This window comes from Parabacteroides sp. AF17-28, assembly GCF_003479205.1.
GTDB classification, from domain to species: domain Bacteria; phylum Bacteroidota; class Bacteroidia; order Bacteroidales; family Tannerellaceae; genus Parabacteroides; species Parabacteroides acidifaciens.
The window spans coordinates 70,791-88,212 of record NZ_QUGV01000007.1; the positions used below are offsets into that span (position 1 = coordinate 70,791).

A 17,422-nucleotide genomic window follows, 5' to 3' on the forward strand; every position below is an offset into this window, starting at 1 on the left:
TGTTCTTATTTAGCAACCTTTTCAAGTTTCTTCATGATGGAGAACATGAACAGTGCTGCTACAAGACAACATACGATCAGTACGCCCCATACCATCCACAGTTGCATATCGCCCCAAATATTACCGATCACACCGACCAGCTTGTTACCCAATGCTGTCGCTACGAACCATCCACCCATCATCAAGCCTTTATACTTGGGAGGTGCCACTTTCGAGACGAATGAGATACCCATCGGTGAAAGGAGCAGTTCGGCGAATGTCAACACAAGATAAGTCGATATCAACCAATTGGGAGAAACGAGCTGGCTGCTTTCTATACCGTTGGCTGCTACGCTGTCCGGTGTCGGCAATCCTAATGATCCGATAGCCAGGATCATGAAACCGATGGCTGCGATTAACATACCCAAACCGATCTTTCGCGGAGCGGAAGGCTCTTTCCCTTTCTTTGCTAAATAGCCGAATACCGCCAGTGATACAGGAGTCAAGGCTACGACAAAGAACGGGTTGAACTGCTGGAAGATCTGCGGCAGGATCGTGATAGACGGATCCAGTGTCGAATAGTTGATTCCGAGCAGAACCAGGCCTCCGACAAATACGGCAGTCGATATTGTTTTCGCTTTGCTGGTTGCCGACTGGAAGATAGAGAAGCCTGCATATACCATGATAATCAGTAATGTCAGGTTAATGATGCTGAATCCTAAACGGTCCAAGCCGGTTGCCGCATTAGCCGTGTAGTCACGGGCGAAGAATGTCATGGTCAATCCGTTCTGGTGGAATGCCATCCAGAAGAAGATAACGACAGCGAATACGAGACACAAGGCGATGATACGCTGTTTGGTTTCTGCCGGAGAAATTTCTTCTGTCGGTTGTTCGGTTTTTGTTGCAGCAGCTGCAGCATTTGCCTGCTTGGTATTCACATCCGCATGTTTGAATGTTTTGCGGAAACCATAGTAGATGGCAATGGAAAGGATTAACGAAATACAGGCAACACCGAAACCGTAGTTGTAGGCTTCCGACAATTTGTCGATGTAAGTTGTCGAGAAACTTGCCAGGTCGCCGGTAAAGTGTTGTGCAGCTCTGAATGATTCGAGCAATTCTGTTCCTTTTTCGGTGATTGTACCGTTCAGATACTGGTGGGCGAGCGAAGGAATCTGACCTTCATAAGTCAGATTGGACTTAGCCAGCATCCAGTTTGTCATTTCTGTTGCCATAGTCGGGGCATACAGGGCGCCGATGTTGATGGCCATATAGAAAATACTGAAGGCGGAATCCCGTTTGTTTCTGTATTGAGGGGCATCGTAAAGGTTACCAACCATAACCTGGAGGTTCCCTTTGAATAAACCTGTTCCTAATGCAATCATAGTTAATGCACCGAACATCATCCATTTAGCGGATTCGTTACCGGCAGGAATAGATAATAGCAGATATCCGAAAAACATGATAAAGATACCGCTTGTCACCATTTTCCCATATCCGAACTTATCGGCAAGCCAACCACCAATCAAGGGGGTAAAATACACTCCGGCAAGGAAAGTGGAGAATATGTCCGATGTCTCGGAGGCGGTGAAGCCGAACTTTGCTTGTAAAAATAGTGTAAAGATCGCGAGCATAGTGTAGTAACCAAATCGCTCGCCCGTATTCGCTAAGGCTAACGCGTATAAACCTTTAGGCTGTCCTTCAAACATAGAATTAAAATTGTTAGATGATTATTGAATGATTTGTTTTATTGCACCTGTTTCCGGATAGAAATAAACCTTTACCGGAGCTTTTTTGTCTTCAAACATAACGGGGGCAAGCCCTTCGCGTGTACCGAATTGGGTAATCTGTGCTTCGCCTTTGTAAAGTGTTTTTTTGTTCATGCTGATTTCGATACTGGCTTTACCCGGTACGTTATAGATGATTCCTTTCATAGATTTTTCTTTCTTCTCAGCCTCTTTCGGGTCCAGTTCGGGAGCGCGGTCAATGGCTTTCAAGTTCATATATACAGGTGCGCCACCCAAATCGTCGGCATCCACGATACCAAGCTGGGGAGAGAAACGGAACAGTACTTCCTTGTCCAGGTTATCGAAGGGGACGATTGTCACATCGTAATCGCTGGTTTCTTTTGTCCGGATTCCTGTAAATAAGTTTGTTAACGCTTTTTCCTGTTCTTCCAGTTGCTGGATAACCAGTTTCATTGCTTCGCCGTCGGGTGGCAGGTTGTCCGCTTCTCCGGTCAATATGTTCAGACGGCTTTCACGGATGCGGTAAATTTGTTTGGCTGCTACTTCCGCTTGTCTGGCTGTTGAACCCGCCATCAGCAATTCTTCTGAAAAAACAGAGGCGTCGGTTACTTTAACCGGAGCTTGTACTTTCTTTTTAGCAGCTTCCGAAGTTTCTTCGTCGGGCGTATATTCTGCATTGATGGAACATAACAATCCTTCTTCTGTCAAATAGGCGTATGGGGCGACGGTTCCACCCTTGAATTCAACTATATAGGTGTTATCCGGATCGGGTACACCTTTGTTGGTCAAGCCTATTTTTCCTAATTCGTAATAAACTTTATCTTCTGTAATGGCGTCTTTTACTCCTAAATACTTTTCTGCATATTTATAGTAAGGACCAGCTTTACAGGTTACTTTCGTAACTTCAGCATCAATGACAAGAGATGTTTTAGGAAGTGAATAAGTTATGCCGAAATTATTTGCCTTGACAGCATTTTTCTTTACAACTTTTGTCTGCGCCATAATGGGTAAACTAAGGAGCAGACTGGCTATAATGATAAAATTCTTCATATTCTAATCTAAGTTTAATCTCTGATGAATGATTGCACAAAACTATGAAATATTTTGTTAGAAACCAACCGGAAAAGCCTCTTTTCCCTTTTTAGATTAGAGAAGACATAAAGAAAAGCCTTCGGGCGGCGGAAAAGGAGATCGAGATATTTTGGTCCGGTTAAATTACCGCCCGAGGCCATTCTTAGCATATTACATGTAAAGGAGAGTCACACACAATATGTTATTTTATTACAAACTCACCTGTTAAATAACCAAGTACATGAGTAAATGATAATGTATAATTGCCATTGTCAGCATTTAATACCACTGAATGGCTCTGCGGTGTAGACACAGAAATACATTCTTCATAAACAACTTGACCTGTTTCGTTATTTGTAACTTTCACTGTCAGGTCAGTAAGTGGAGTCACAAAATTAATTGTTAATACTTTACCTTCGATAGAGGCTGTAGGAGGTGCTGGTATAAAAGAACGTATGTCTTCTTCACTCCATTTACCTTTAGTAGGAATGGTATCACAGAATACAAACTGTGTACAGAATATGCCACACACAATTAAAAACAAAGTTGAAATTAGATGCTTCATAATATTGATAAGATTTGTTTTTGTTAAAAGTCTGATTGGGACTTTGGACAAAGGTATACTTCTTACTATTATGACGCATAGATTTTTGTTGACAAAAATGTGACAAGTTGTAAATGCTTAAAAATCAGCTATGAATTTGTCGAATTTTTCCGTGTTTTGAGGTTCTCCTGTGAATTTCTTATATAATCTTCTGCGGCATTGTGATACTCCTGAACTTGTTATATGCATAATAGAAGCTATCTTTTTTATCGAAAGTTGTATCTTTACAAGATAGCAAATATGTATTTCTTCTATGGATATTTGCGGATACAGTTTGATAAGCCGATTCGTGAATTTTGGATATGTCGCATCGATTAGTTGATGCAATTCTTCCCATTCGCTTGAGTCTAACTGAACGTTGTCCTCCCTATGTATTTTGAGATACAATGAAGAGTTATGGAAATCTTTCTCTAATAGGAGAATGGTTCCCTGCTTTTCAAAAATCTGCCTGTTTTCCATTTCGAGCATTAACTTCCTTGCTTCATATAGTTGTCTTTCGACTTCGCTCATCTCTTCTTGTTGAGAATGTAGCATTTCTGTTAGCTGCATGATTTGCTTTTTGTTGTCTTCAATATATTGTTGGCTACGTCTGTATTGTTCTTCTCTTAGATATGCTAACCTCTTCTTTCTAATTTGTCCATTTTTAAGAAAAATGAAGCTTAAAATAAAGATAATAGTGAAAATGATGAAAACTTGATATATTAAAATCATTCTTTGGGCAGCTTCTTTTTCGTATTTACTCTTTTCTTTGGCAATTCGCTGGTAGTTGAACATGCTTTGTGCTAAACGAATATTTTCAAAATGTGAATGATTGATAATTGAGTCACGTGTTTGTTCATATTGGTTTGAATATTTGATAAGGTCATCAATGTTTTTCTCTTTTTGAGCAATTTGGGCTAATTGATATAGACTGCCAGCTCTTGTATATATATTTGAGCTTTTTGCACAACGGTGAAGATAGTATTTTGCTGAATCTAATTGATTTTGATATATGTGTAATTCTCCTTTTGATAGAAAAATGGGATAAAGTGTTTTTTCATTAGTGATTAAAGGGGTAGCATCTTCCATACATTGAAATGCTTTTTCATAATCTTTATTGCTAAGATATAAATTGCCTAAATCGATTAAAATAGAAGCTTTGTTTCTTATAGTGGAGTATGAAATTGCCTGCCTATAATAATAAATAGCACTGTCTAACTGTTGAGTTTGAGTGTATATACGGGCTATGTTTCTAAGGGCAAATGCTGTTTTTACAGAATCAGGCTCTATTTCTAAATATGACAAAACCTTTTTATACATAGGTAATGCCATATCGTTGATGTCTTGATAGGCATACAATGTACCTAAGTTATTATATATTTTAATCAGGAGTGCATAGTTTTTTGAGTCTTCTCCTATTTCTAAGGCTTTTAAATAATATTCTTGTGCTTGGAGTGCATCCTGTAAATCTGAATTTACGCGTCCCAAGTAATAGTAAGCTAACATGGCGCGTGGCTGGTCTTTATGTTTCTCAAAATAAGTCGCAGCAATTCTTATTAGCGAGTCTGAAGTATGTGTGATATAATTCAGATCTTGTGCCTGTGTTAAAAGAAGGTAGTATGTTGCATGATCCTTTTCGGATAGTTGGTCGATGTTTTCAATATTGTTTAAAATCAATAGTGCGCTATCCGGTTTTTTCTCCATGATCTTTTCAGCTTCGATTAAACCCGGAACTTGCGGGTAATTGCTGCAAGCATGTATGAATAATGATAGCACAAGAACAACAAGGGCTGTGACATATTTAAAAAGCTTTCTCATATCAATCTCCTCCAAATCAGGATTCGAAGATACTTGTTTTTGAGAAAACTTCTATTTATTTACTATAAAATATTCTGATTATTCTATTTGAAATCTTCGTTTTATAGATAAAATTCCTACTATTATTAGTCCAGCCCTTATGCCTATTTGATTTGCTTGAATACTTTGCCGATCATGTCCGTGATATCACTCGCGATCATACTTTCTTCAGAACGGTAAACGGCGGCCAGATCACCTGCAGTCCCATGCAAAAAAACACCGGCGACGGCGGCTGTTTCAGGTTCGAATCCCTGAGCGAGCAGGCCGAGGATAATACCGGTCAGGACATCACCACTTCCAGCTGTTGCCATTCCCGGATTTCCACAGCTGTTGAAGTAGACGTTTCCGGTAGCCGTACAAGTTGCCGTATAAGCTCCTTTCAGGATGACACAGGCTTGATGTTCAGTGGCAAAAGCCTGTGCTTTCATCAGCCGTTCGTACGAGTTCTTGCTTTCGCCTGCGATACGGTCGAATTCTTTCGGATGCGGCGTAAGGATGCTGCGGGGAGGAATCCGTTTCAGCAAGTCTTTGTTGGCGGCAATCAGGTTGAGTGCGTCGGCATCGAGCACAAGCGGTTTGTCCGTAGTTTGAAGCAGATGTTCCAAAGCCTTGGCGGAGTCGGCATGTTTTCCTAACCCCGGTCCGATTCCGATAGCGGAATAAGGCTTGATATCGGAGACGAAGGTGAAATGTTCCTGGTTTGGGTCCAAATCGACCATTGCTTCCGGAAAAGCTGTTTGTAGAATCTGTTCGCCCCGTTGCGGGATATGGACAGTCAGCAGACCGGCTCCGCTTCGCAAGCAGGCACGGGCTGATAAGAGGGCGGCTCCCATCTTTCCCCGACTTCCGGCTATCAACAAGGCATGTCCGAACGTCCCTTTATGCGAGAAACGTTTGCGAGGCTGGAATACGGCGGCAACGTCTTCTTCGGTGATTTGAGTGAACTGTGTCGGTGTGTTTGCTATAATATCCGGATGCAGAAGAATATCCAGCACTTTCCATTCGCCCACATATTCGGCATTTTCCGGCAGCAGGAAAGCTAACTTCGGAAAACCGAACGTCAGCGTCAGATTGGCGCGGATGATCGATTCCGGATCATTCTTACGGTTGTCCTCACCAAAAAGACCGGAGGGAATATCTATCGAAACGATAGTTGCATCCGACTGGTTGATATATTTAACCATCGCTGCAAAACCGCCTGTCAACGGCCGGTTGAGGCCGGAGCCGAACAAACCGTCTATCACGATATCCCGTTCGTCCAGTTCGGGCGGAACGAAATCGTCAACAACTTCCGTAAATTCGATCTTTTCCATGTTGAGTAACCGCTGCTTATTCTGTTCGCAGTCATCGGAAAGGCGCATGGTCGGATTAAACAAGTAGGTTTCCACCCGGTAGCCGGCATCTGTCAGCATACGGGCGACAGCCAATGCATCCGCTCCGTTATTGCCTTGTCCGGCAAATACGATAATGCGGGTTTGTTTTGTGTAGCGGCGGCAGAATTCGCTGGTGAATACGGTCGCTGCGCGTTCCACTAAATCGACGGAACTGATCGGTTCGTTCTGGATAGTGTATTTGTCAAGCTCTCTGACTTTGTCTGTTGAGAATATCTTTATCATAACTGTTTGTAGTCTTGTTTTCTGCTTACAAATGTAGATATATTACTTTTCTCTTGAAAGAAAAGTTGTCAAAAGTTCAAGGCTGCACTTGCCGGGTCAGGAGAAAAGTAGCAAGAACCGGCTGCCTGTCCCGTTCTCCGACGTCACAGTCAAATCGCCTTTGTGCATGTGCATGATCTGACGGGAGATGCTCAGACCGATGCCGGAACCGGATGGTTTGGTGGTAAAGAAAGGGATAAAGATGCGTTCCTGTACATCGGCCGGAATGCCTGTTCCGTTGTCGCTTACCCGGATAAAGGTTTTGCCTTCTTCGTTGATTCCGGCGGAGAGCTCGATTTGCGGATCAGGACGGTGGCGGGTCGCATCCAATGCGTTCTTAATCAGGTTGATCAATACTTGTTCGATCAATCCCTTGTCGGCAATGACCTGTAAATGAGCAGTTGAAGGAAGCACTTTCAGAATGTTTTCCTGCTCCTTAAACAGCAGGCAGGCATCGTTAAGCAAGCTGTTGACCGGAATGATTTCCGGAACAGGTGTCGGAATGCCGGCCACTTTCCTGTAACTCTCTACGAACCGCACCAGGCCGCTGCTCCTGCGGTAAATCGTTTCGATGGCTTGGCCGGTTTCTTCCCGTTCTTCCGCATCGGACATTGCTTCGTCCATGCATTTATTCCGGAGCAGTTCCGACAGGGAAACAATCGGAGTCATGGAGTTCATAATCTCGTGTGTTAGCACCCGGATCAGTTTCTGCCAGGCTTCCGTCTCCTTGTTTTCCAGGACGGAACGTATGTTTTTCATGCTGACGACCTTTAGCGGTTTACCCAATACGACGAACGAGATGGAAGAAAGGATCAGTTGCGAGTAGTCTTCCTTTCGCCGGACTTGCAGGATGGACAATTCGCCGGGATGCAACGTACGCAGACGTGCGGGGAGCTCCGGATGATAAGCCGCCAGATCGTCTATCGTTTCGGCGAAGTTCAGCCCGGTTTGTATCTTGAAAGCCTGGTTCATCCATTCCACTTGTCCGCTTTCGGAATAGACAAAGACGGAAAGGTCGATATGGTTTGCCAATGCCTGGAAATATTGCAGTTGGCTTTCTTTCTCCTGCAGGTGTTTTTTGTAATGCTGCAAAGCCTCTTCCATCGCGTAGACCAGGTCTTGCGGGATTTTGTCGCCCTGCTCTTGCAAAGGAGGGCCGGAAGAGAGGAAGTCGGAATAGCGCATTGACCAGATGAATTGTTTGAACAGCCGGTCACTGCGTTCCATCAGGCGGAACAGGCCGTAAACTTCAATCAGGAGCAGTCCGAACGTGACAGCTGCAGAGATTCTGAATCCGTAAGCAACCAGAAGCCCGAAGGCCACGCTGGTCACCAGCAGCAGGAATACTAATCCGGCCGTTTTTTTAGTGTAACGTTTCATAAGCCGTATTTTTCCAGTCGTCTGTATAAGGAAGTGCGGGTGATGCCGAGCAAGCCGGCCGCCTGTGTCATGTTGCCCGAGCAATGGCGCAACACTTCCCGTATAGTGTTCTTTTCCAGTTCTTCCAGATTGAACTTACCCTCTTTATCCTGAGAGGCGGAAACAGGAAGGCGGAGCATGAAATCGTCATATTGCAGCTCTCCGGCTTCGGAAAGGATGACGGCACGTTCGATGACATGTTGCAGTTCGCGTACGTTTCCCGGCCAATGATACTGTTTCAGGAGTTGTTGCGCTTCCCCGGAGAATCCTTCGATCTCCTTTTTATACTTCCGGCTGTAGCGTTGCAGGAAATGCCGGGCCAGCAATGTGACGTCGTTTCCACGCTCGCGTAGAGGCGGGATCGTTATCTCGATCGTATTGATCCGATACAACAGGTCTTGCCGGAAACGTCCTTCCTGTACGGCGGCATGCAAGTCTGTGTTGGTTGCCGAGATGAGGCGTATGTCGACCGGCGTTTCTTGTGTCGAACCGACACGGTTTATTTTGTGTTGTTCGATGACAGTCAGAAGTTTGGATTGCGCTATGAGTGGCAAGTTTCCGATCTCGTTCAGGAAAAGCGTGCCGCTGGATGCAATCTCGATTCGTCCGGGTTTGCTTTTGTCTGCATCTGTAAACGCACCTTTCTCATGTCCGAACAGTTCGCTTTCGAATAGTTCGTGCGGAATGCTACCCAAATCGATCGGGACAAACGGTTCCTTCCCGCGTACGGACTGCTGGTGAAGCGTGTAGGCAATCAGGTCTTTTCCCGTCCCGTTTTCACCTTGCAGCAGGATGTTGGCGTCTGTGTCTTTCAGCTTTTCGAGCGTCCGGAATACGTTTTGCATGGCGGCCGATTCGCCGATTATTTCAATTTCCGGTTCCGAAGCGGTCAATGCCGACTTCTGTTCCTTTAACGTCCGTACTTCCGAACGGCTGAGACTCAGTTCGAGGGCAGTTGAAACCGTTGCCAGCATCTTTTCATTCTGCCAGGGTTTCGGGATGAAATCGGTTGCCCCGGCTTTAATGGCACGTACGGCTTTTTCCGTGTCCGAATAGGCGGTGATCAGGATGACGACTGTCCCGGGCGATATTTCCAGTATCCGTTCCAGCCAGTAGAATCCTTCTTTCCCGCTGACTGCGTCGGCCGTGAAGTTCATGTCCAGCAGGACAACGTCGTACTGGTTTCTCGATACCAGCCGGTTGATCTCTTTCGGATCGGAACAGGTCGTGATACTCTCTACCCGAGGGCGGAGTAACATCTTTAACGTGAATAGGATATCTTCGTTGTCGTCTACTATCAGAATCTTTCCCTGCCGTGTTGCCATGGTTTTCTATTGATTTTAGGCTTCAAACATACAGATAATTTGTGAGATATACGGTGACTGAAGTTGAATTTTCCCTGCGGTTAATCGCTTGCCGACAATTGTCGACAGGCAAATGCGTGGGGAGGAAAGTTAAAAAAATCAGGCTACAACACTTTAAAGGTTGCGCCTGATTCTTGCGAGCGGTAGGCGAGGCTCGAACTCGTGACCCTCAGCTTGGGAAGCTGATGCTCTACCAACTGAGCTACTACCGCGTTGGATGGTGCAAAAGTATATAAATCTTTTATTTTTTAGTACCTTTGGCGCAAAAATTTTAAAAGAATTTAGAAGTATGGAGAAACTTACGCTGATTAAGGTGGGAGGTAAGATTGTCGAAGAAGAAGATACGCTTCGCAAATTGCTGAACGACTTTTCACAGGTGGAAGGCTATAAAGTGCTGGTACACGGAGGCGGACGCTCTGCCACAAAGCTGGCTGCGCAGTTGGGTATCGAGAGCAAGATGGTGGGCGGACGCCGGATTACGGATGCGGAAACGCTGAAAGTGGTCACGATGGTTTACGGAGGGCTTGTCAACAAGAATATCGTGGCCGGCCTGCAAGCTTTAGGTGTGAATGCGCTCGGGTTGACCGGCGCAGATATGAACCTGATGCGTTCGGACAAACGTCCGGTGGGAGAGGTCGATTATGGTTTTGTCGGAGATGTCAAAGAGGTGAATGCCGATTTGCTGGCATCCCTTATTCATCAGGGGATTGTTCCTGTCCTGGCTCCTCTCACGCATGATAAACAAGGGCATATGTTGAATACGAATGCCGATACGATCGCCGGTGAAGCTGCTAAAGCTTTGGCGAAACATTTTGATGTAACCCTGATGTTCTGCTTTGAAAAGAAAGGAGTGCTGAGAGATGAGAACGATGACGAAAGCGTGATTCCGGAAATAGACCGTACGGCTTTCAAGCAGTTTGTGGAAGAAGGCGTTATCCAGGGCGGCATGATTCCCAAGCTGGAGAATTCGTTCCAGGCGATCGACGCCGGAGTCAAAGAGGTAATTATCACGCAGGCTTCGGAGATTCATTTGGGAAAAGGTACGCGCGTCTTTTAATCTGTTACTATTTTTGTTGCATAAATTATGTTTTGCAACAAAAATAACGCGTGAAATGATAATAAGTAAAATTAATTATTATATTTGTAGCGTAAATAGTTTAAGTGTATTTTTGAAACGAACGTTGGGATAAGGTGCAGGTCTATTTTGAGTAACTAATTTGCGAAGGAATACATAAACATATAAACCTGTACAAAATAGGAAGGGGGAGCTTGTGAGAGTTCCCCCTTTTCTGTTACCTTTGCTACGTGTAATAGAAAGGCGATGGAAAATAGGAATATAATGGTAAACATCCGGAATGTAGTCACCCGCTTGCCGGAACTGCGTTTCGAAGAACCTCTTAACTGGACGATAGAAGAGGGAGAACAATGGGCTGTCATTGGCCCGAACGGTGCAGGCAAGACGCTGATAGCCGATGTCATGCAGCGTAAATTCGCATTAAAAGAAGGAGAAGTGACCTTCGGATATGAAGGGAATGTAAGCGATTTGGTGAAGAGCATTGCTTTCAAAGATATTTACTCCCTGGCCGATTGCCGTAATTCTTACTACCAGCAGCGTTGGCATTCGACAGAAACAGATGATATTCCCACGATAGAAGATATATTAAGTGAACACGCCGGAACGGAAGATTTCCATAAAGTGTTATCTTTGTTCGGGATAGAAGAGTTTTTACCGAAGAAACTGCTCTTCCTTTCCAGTGGGGAACTGCGGAAGTTCCTGATCGTGCGAACCTTGTTGAAACGGCCGCATGTGCTGATTCTGGATAACCCGTTTATCGGACTCGATGCGCCTTCGCGCGGAGTTTTGGTGGAAATGCTTCAGCAAATGACGAAGTTGGAGGGGGTACAGGTTATTTTGCTGCTCTCTAATCCGGATGATATACCGGAAATGATCACCCATGTTTTGCCGGTCAAACAACGCAGATGCCTGCCGGTTTGCAGCCGTGAAGAGTTTCTGCGGCAAACGGATCTGATTGCGGACCTGTTCCCTTCCGAAGGAAAAACGGATCCGGTCCGGATGGCACCGCTTTCGCTTCCGGTGGAGCAGCAGAAGGAACCTTCCACACATACCGTTACTTTCCGGATGGAGCATGTATCGATTAAATATGGTAGCCGGACGATCCTGAAAGAGTTGGATTGGGAGGTGAAGAATGGTGAGAAATGGGCTTTGTTCGGTCCGAACGGGGCTGGCAAGTCAACATTGCTTAGTCTGATTTATGCCGATAATCCACAATCGTATGCCAATACGCTATACTTGTTTGACCGGAAACGGGGTTCGGGAGAAAGCATCTGGGATATAAAGAAACGTATCGGCTATGTTTCGCCGGAGATGCATCTTTTCTATATGGAGAATGTGCCCACTCTGAATATTGTCGGTTCCGGCTTCTTCGATTCAATCGGGCTGTACCGGAAATGTACGGAGCAGCAACAGAAGGTTGCGCTGGACTGGATGCACGTATTCGGTATCGAAGAGCTGAAAGACCGTTCTTTCCTCACCCTTTCTTCCGGTGAACAGCGTCTGGCGCTTCTGGCCCGTGCTTTTGTGAAAGATCCCGACTTGATTATTCTGGATGAACCGTTGCACGGACTGGATGTAAGCAATAAGAAGAAAGCGGCTGCTATTATCGAGCAGTTTTGTGCGCGTCCGGGTAAGACGTTGATCTACGTGACGCACTATCCGCATGAGTTGCCAGCTTCGGTGGATAAACATTTTCGATTGGTTAAACACGCTTAAGGTTTTGTCTGATGAAATATAAACTTGTTGCTTTTTGGTTGGTTGTTTTTGGAGCTTTGTTCGCTTTCCTGCAAACGAGTTTCGAGTATCACTTCTATTATATAGAACAGAGTCAGTTGTTCTTGTTCTCGAAAACGTATGCGATGGAGAAACTTGTTTTGCCAGGCGGTTTGTCCATGCTGGTGGCAGAGTTTTTGGTGCAGTTTTTCATCCTGCCTTATGCCGGGCCGGCGATTGTTGCGGCTTTGTTGACTGGTGTCGGTATTTGTACGGCTGGTATTGTCAAGCGGATTGCACCTTCTTCGGCGTTCTTCCTATTATATGTATTGCCCGTATTGGCTTTGCTTTTCATGCATTTTGATTTTAATTACCGGGTGCAGGGGACTGTCTGCTACTTGATGATGACAGCGGTGCTTTATGGGTATATGCGGATACGAAAGGATCTCTTTCGTCTGGTTGCCGGGTGCGTTTTGGTTCCGGTGCTGTTTTGGCTGGCAGGTTCCGTTGCGCTGTTGTTTGCCGGGATGGTTTGCCTGTACGAATTGCTTCGTAAAACGCCTGAATGGTACATCTCTTTAATCGAGATGGCTGAAGTTTTGTTGCTGGGGCTTGGCGTGGTCTATTTCTCTTTGATGGGCGAATACCGGTGGGTTTTCGGACCGGATTTGTATTATCATAATACACTTCATCCTAAAAGTGTTATTTATTATTCCTGGATTTGCATGCCTTTGGTGGTACTTGTCGCTTTCTTTCTTCGGAATAAAAAGGGGCTGCCGGCAAAGAGGCTGATTGCCGGAATCTGTTGCGTGGGACAGCTGGCTGTGATTGGCGGTATTCTGTGGTGGGGAGTTCCCAAATTCAGTGATGCAAAGACATTAAGACTGAAAAAAATGGACTACTTTGCCCGTACGGAACAATGGGATAAGACGATAGAAGAATGTAAAGGCAAGCTGACCAATTTCTTGTATATGTGCCATTTGAACATGGCATTGGCAAATAGGGGAGAGCTGTCGGACAAGATGTTCAACTTCGACCAGCGAGGACCGCAAGGGTTATTGGTCCAGTGGAATAAGTCGGAAAACATATCCTGCATGTTGAGTGATATCTACTTTACGATGGGAGCGACCGCTTCCGCCCAGGAGATGGCTTTTGAAGGATATGTCAGCGCTATGGATGACGGAAATCCCCGTATGCTGAAAAGGCTGGTACAGACAAACCTGATCTACGGCGCTTATCCGGTTGCGGAGAAATACATATCGATTTTGGAAAAGACGTTCGCTTACCGGGATTGGGCCGGTGCGCAGCGTAAATATCTGTATAACGACGAGGCTGTAGAGAATGATCCGGTGTTGGGGCTTCGCAGGCGGATGTTGCCTGAGCAGAATACGCTGGCCATGATAGACGGGTTGAACGGAGACTTGGAGCGATTCTTGAAAAAAGGGCCGGCCAATTCTGCCGCTATGCAGTATTTGGGTGCCATGTATTTGTTGGCCAAAGACCTGGAAGGGTTTAAAGCGGTGGTGGAAAAATATTATGGAACGGAATTTCTGCCTGTTCTGCCTTTGCATTTCCAAGAAGCTGTGATCGTTATGTCAGAAAAGGAACCTGATTATTGGAAGCGTTTCAATATATCGGAAACGGTTGTCAACCGTTTTGCCGAGTATAAAAAACAGGTGCTTGCAAACCGGAATAACAGTGCTGCCCTTGCCGGTCTGCTGAACCGCTCGTATGGCAATACTTACTGGTTTTATTTTATGTTTAAATGATGTGTAAGAAGATGGAAAAAAAGAATCTATATGTGTTGATGTTAGCTGCGTTGTTGTCTTGTTCCGACTCGGTGAAAGTGGGGCGGACGTTGGATGAGGCGCCTGCTATTTTCCCCGATTATGCCGGTGTGGTCATTCCGCCTAATATCGCTCCTCTGAACTTCGCTTTGAAAGACATGGATACGGATGCCCGTGCCGTCTTTTCTTTTGAAGGGCAGCAGTTCGAAGTGAAAGGAAAGAAGGGCAGCTTTGTGATTCCGGCTTCCAAATGGAAGAAACTGCTGGAATCGGCAGCCGGCAATTCGATCCGTGTAACTGTTCAGGCGAAGCAAGGAAACGAGTGGGTGGCGTATGCACCTTTCTCGATTCAGGTAGCACGGGAAAAGGTCGACTCTTATCTGGCTTACCGCTTGATCGATCCGGGATATGAGCTATGGAACAAGATGGGAATCTATCAGCGGAATCTGGAAAACTATACGCAAAGCGCCATTATCGAGAATAAGATGAGCGGAAACAACTGTGTGAACTGCCATTCGTTTTGTATGCAGAATCCGGATAAGATGCTGTTTCATATGCGTGAGACTTTTCCCGGGACAATCCTGGTCGATGGCGGAAAGATCGAAAAGCTGAATACAAAGACGAAGGAGACGATGTCATCTTTGGTTTATCCTTCCTGGCATCCTTCCGGCAAATATGTAGCCTTTTCGGTGAACGCAACCAAGCAAGCGTTTCATCTGAACGACAAGAACAGGGTGGAGGTGTATGACGAGGCTTCCGATGTCGTTGTATATGATGTGCAGAAACACGAGATTGTGACCACATCCAAGATATTCTCGAAAGATGCATACGAGACGTTCCCAACCTTCTCTCCTGACGGGAAGACCCTTTATTTTTGTACAGCGGAGGCACGCCCGATTCCGCAGGAATATTCGGAAATCAAATATAATCTTTGCTCTATCTCCTTTGATCCGGAAACACGTGCTTTCGGCTCGCAGGTCGATACGCTCTATAATGCGAAGAGCGGCGGAATGAGCGCTTCTTTCCCGCGTGTTTCTCCCGATGGACGTTACCTGTTATATACATTGTCCGGTTATGGCAATTTCTCCATCTGGCATAAGGATGCCGATTTGTATCTGGCCGATCTTTCTACGGGCGCGAGCCGTCCGTTGACGGAAGTGAACAGTGATGATGTGGATAGCTATCATTCCTGGAGCAGCAATAGCCGCTGGTTTGTTTTCAGTAGCCGGAGGATAGACGGTTTATACACGCGCCCGTATATCGCCTATGTCGGTGAAGACGGTAAGATTGGAAAGCCTTTCTTATTGCCCCAGAAAGAAACGGATTTTTATCAAGGCTTTATGAAGTCGTTTAATATACCCGAGTTTATAACCGGCAAAGTGAAGGTACAAGGCCGTGCACTGGCAATTAAGGCAAAAGACGATAAAGGGACGGATGTCCGGTTTGCAAAGTGATCTTATATGAGGATATTCCAATCCTGTTAACATACAAAAGGTGTGTATGTCGAATCTGGCATACACACCTTTTGTTATTATAACTTGAAGTTGTTAGACATTCTTAAATTCTATTCGCCGAAGTCAGGTACAGGACTTGGTATCGGAGTAGCCTTATTGTTATCGTTATTACTCAATGCTTTGTTTGCCTGAATTTCCTTTTCAGGTAGACGCCACAATAAGATAGGATCTCCCGGCTGAATATTAAAGATAGAAGACGCATTCGGATAACCTGCACCACGACGGTCTACACCCTTGTTCAGACGCATAATATCAAACCAGGACATACCTTCGCCCCAAAGTTCGATGCGACGCTGGTGATATATTTCCTCCTGCATATCCTGAGGAGAAGTCGCTTTGCAAGTAAATTCCGGATCACGATATTCCTGAATAAAAGATTCAAGAGTAGTTTTGGCACCCGCCACGTTTCCACTCATTGCTTGTCCTTCAGCCTTTATCAAATACATTTCTTCAATACGCATCAAAGGAATGTCACTGGCATTAGTAGAAGTCCACAATTCACCCTTGTACGGTGCATATTTTACTTGTGTATAAGGGCCGTAGTATGTATTGATAACTTCCATATCCTCTTCATTGAGATTAGGAGATTGAGTATTTTCATCTAACCACCAACCTTTACGGACATCTGTTGCAGGAATAGATTCAAATAACATTTTATTGATCTGGCGGCCACCGCTATACCAGCAATAACCATAGTTGAAAGATCCCATGTGAGACGGGAAGTTACAAATACCAGTTGTTACGACTTCGTCTGTTTCAGCAATTTTGATACCCCACATCCAGGAGTTGTCATCAGCACTGTTGAATGCCGGTCTCTTCATTTGTTCAATTGTATAAGGAGAAGAGGAAGAAAGGCTGATTGCTTTATCCGCATCTTCAGCCGCTGCCGCCCAATTACCCATTGAAAGGTTAATACGTGCACGAATACCATAAGCGACATCTACACTGATATACCGCTTGTCTCTTCTTTTAAGAGGTGAATCTTCCAGAACAGAAATTGCTTTGTTGATATCTTCCATCATCTGTGCATAGACTTGCTCAACCGTAGCACGCGGGCAACCTTCATCCGTTACTGTCAGAGCATTCTTTTCGGTAATGATAGGCACACAAGGATCGGATTTATGATTTGTATAGTTAAACTGATACAACTGGGCCAATACCCAATAGTCAAATGCACGTGCGGCATGAGCCTGTGCTACATAATTCTGGTAGTCAGGATTTTCAGAATCTTCACCCAAGAATGAGATAACCGTATTGGCTGCGTAAATCTGATTGTAAAGAACGCCCCAGTTAATCCGGCTTTCGTAAGAAGTGAAAATACGGTCATCAAATGTCAAGCTATTTCCCATCCAGTTATAACCATTGTCATCACTCAAAAAGTCGGCTCCATTTGTATCCATGAATAACATCAGGGCCGGGTAACCGATATCGTTATGTCTTTCGGTTTCCGTAATGACTGTGGCGAAAAGGCTGAATTGTGTATAGATTGCATTCACACTGGCTTCTGCTTTAGAAGGATCGCTTTCCAGAATCTCATCTTTCTGGTCGGAAGTTACAATGTTTCCTTCCGGAATAGTATCCAAATCGACACAACCTGTAAACACCAATGCCGACACGGCGAGTACAGATAATATATTTTTCGTTTTCATACGCTAATAAA

The 17,422-nt window shown here is 45.0% G+C and carries 12 protein-coding genes and 1 tRNA gene; 4 read left to right on the forward strand and 9 right to left on the reverse strand.

The genetic code is table 11. The annotated features are described in order from the left end of the window. Positions 1-5: 5 nt before the first annotated feature. The 8 genes from DWW90_RS06770 to DWW90_RS06805 all read right to left on the reverse strand — a co-directional run bounded on the left by DWW90_RS06770 (position 6) and on the right by DWW90_RS06805 (position 9,885). A complete protein-coding gene (locus tag DWW90_RS06770) occupies positions 6-1,685 on the reverse strand; it encodes a peptide MFS transporter (protein ID WP_115500920.1) in 1,680 nt (559 codons plus the stop codon). Positions 1,686-1,706: 21 nt separating this feature from the next. Further along, positions 1,707-2,774 carry a DUF4831 family protein gene (locus tag DWW90_RS06775; RefSeq protein ID WP_122344438.1) on the reverse strand — a complete coding sequence of 356 codons (1,068 nt, stop codon included), beginning with the start codon at positions 2,772-2,774 and terminating at the stop codon, positions 1,707-1,709. Between the two features lie 223 nt (positions 2,775-2,997). Next, positions 2,998-3,360, reverse strand: coding sequence for a DUF3244 domain-containing protein (locus tag DWW90_RS06780; RefSeq protein WP_115500918.1), 363 nt, complete (start codon positions 3,358-3,360; stop codon positions 2,998-3,000). Positions 3,361-3,477: 117 nt separating this feature from the next. Next, positions 3,478-5,196, reverse strand: a complete 1,719-nt coding sequence (locus DWW90_RS06785) for a tetratricopeptide repeat protein (RefSeq protein WP_233547663.1) — start codon at positions 5,194-5,196, stop codon at positions 3,478-3,480. A gap of 143 nt (positions 5,197-5,339) precedes the next feature. Then, positions 5,340-6,851 (reverse strand): NAD(P)H-hydrate dehydratase, encoded by a 1,512-nt coding sequence (locus DWW90_RS06790; protein ID WP_122344439.1) that lies wholly within the window; start codon positions 6,849-6,851, stop codon positions 5,340-5,342. A 96-nt stretch (positions 6,852-6,947) separates the two neighbouring features. Beyond that, positions 6,948-8,270, reverse strand: a complete 1,323-nt coding sequence (locus tag DWW90_RS06795) for a PAS domain-containing sensor histidine kinase (protein ID WP_122344440.1) — start codon at positions 8,268-8,270, stop codon at positions 6,948-6,950. Continuing rightward, complete coding sequence (locus tag DWW90_RS06800; RefSeq protein WP_122344441.1) at positions 8,267-9,634, reverse strand: sigma-54 dependent transcriptional regulator; 1,368 nt, start codon at positions 9,632-9,634, stop codon at positions 8,267-8,269. Before DWW90_RS06800 ends, DWW90_RS06795 begins: the two co-directional genes overlap by 4 nt. Before the next feature lie 178 nt (positions 9,635-9,812). Then, a tRNA-Gly gene (locus tag DWW90_RS06805) sits at positions 9,813-9,885 on the reverse strand. A gap of 77 nt (positions 9,886-9,962) precedes the next feature. On the opposite strand from DWW90_RS06805, the gene argB reads away from it, so the two are divergent. From argB to DWW90_RS06825, 4 genes are all read left to right on the forward strand, one after another. Continuing rightward, positions 9,963-10,730, forward strand: coding sequence for an acetylglutamate kinase (gene argB, locus DWW90_RS06810; protein WP_122331849.1), 768 nt, complete (start codon positions 9,963-9,965; stop codon positions 10,728-10,730). Between the two features lie 264 nt (positions 10,731-10,994). Beyond that, positions 10,995-12,464, forward strand: coding sequence for an ATP-binding cassette domain-containing protein (locus DWW90_RS06815; RefSeq protein ID WP_122344442.1), 1,470 nt, complete (start codon positions 10,995-10,997; stop codon positions 12,462-12,464). Between the two features lie 11 nt (positions 12,465-12,475). Then, a complete protein-coding gene (locus DWW90_RS06820; RefSeq protein WP_122344443.1) occupies positions 12,476-14,230 on the forward strand; it encodes a DUF6057 family protein in 1,755 nt (584 codons plus the stop codon). 11 nt (positions 14,231-14,241) lie between these two features. Next, positions 14,242-15,702: a PD40 domain-containing protein gene (locus tag DWW90_RS06825; RefSeq protein WP_122344510.1), complete on the forward strand. Its 1,461-nt coding sequence runs from the start codon at positions 14,242-14,244 to the stop codon at positions 15,700-15,702. A 110-nt stretch (positions 15,703-15,812) separates the two neighbouring features. Here the strand turns inward: DWW90_RS06825 and DWW90_RS06830 are convergent, their stop codons facing one another. Beyond that, positions 15,813-17,411: a RagB/SusD family nutrient uptake outer membrane protein gene (locus DWW90_RS06830; protein WP_122344444.1), complete on the reverse strand. Its 1,599-nt coding sequence runs from the start codon at positions 17,409-17,411 to the stop codon at positions 15,813-15,815. Positions 17,412-17,422 lie beyond the last annotated feature (11 nt).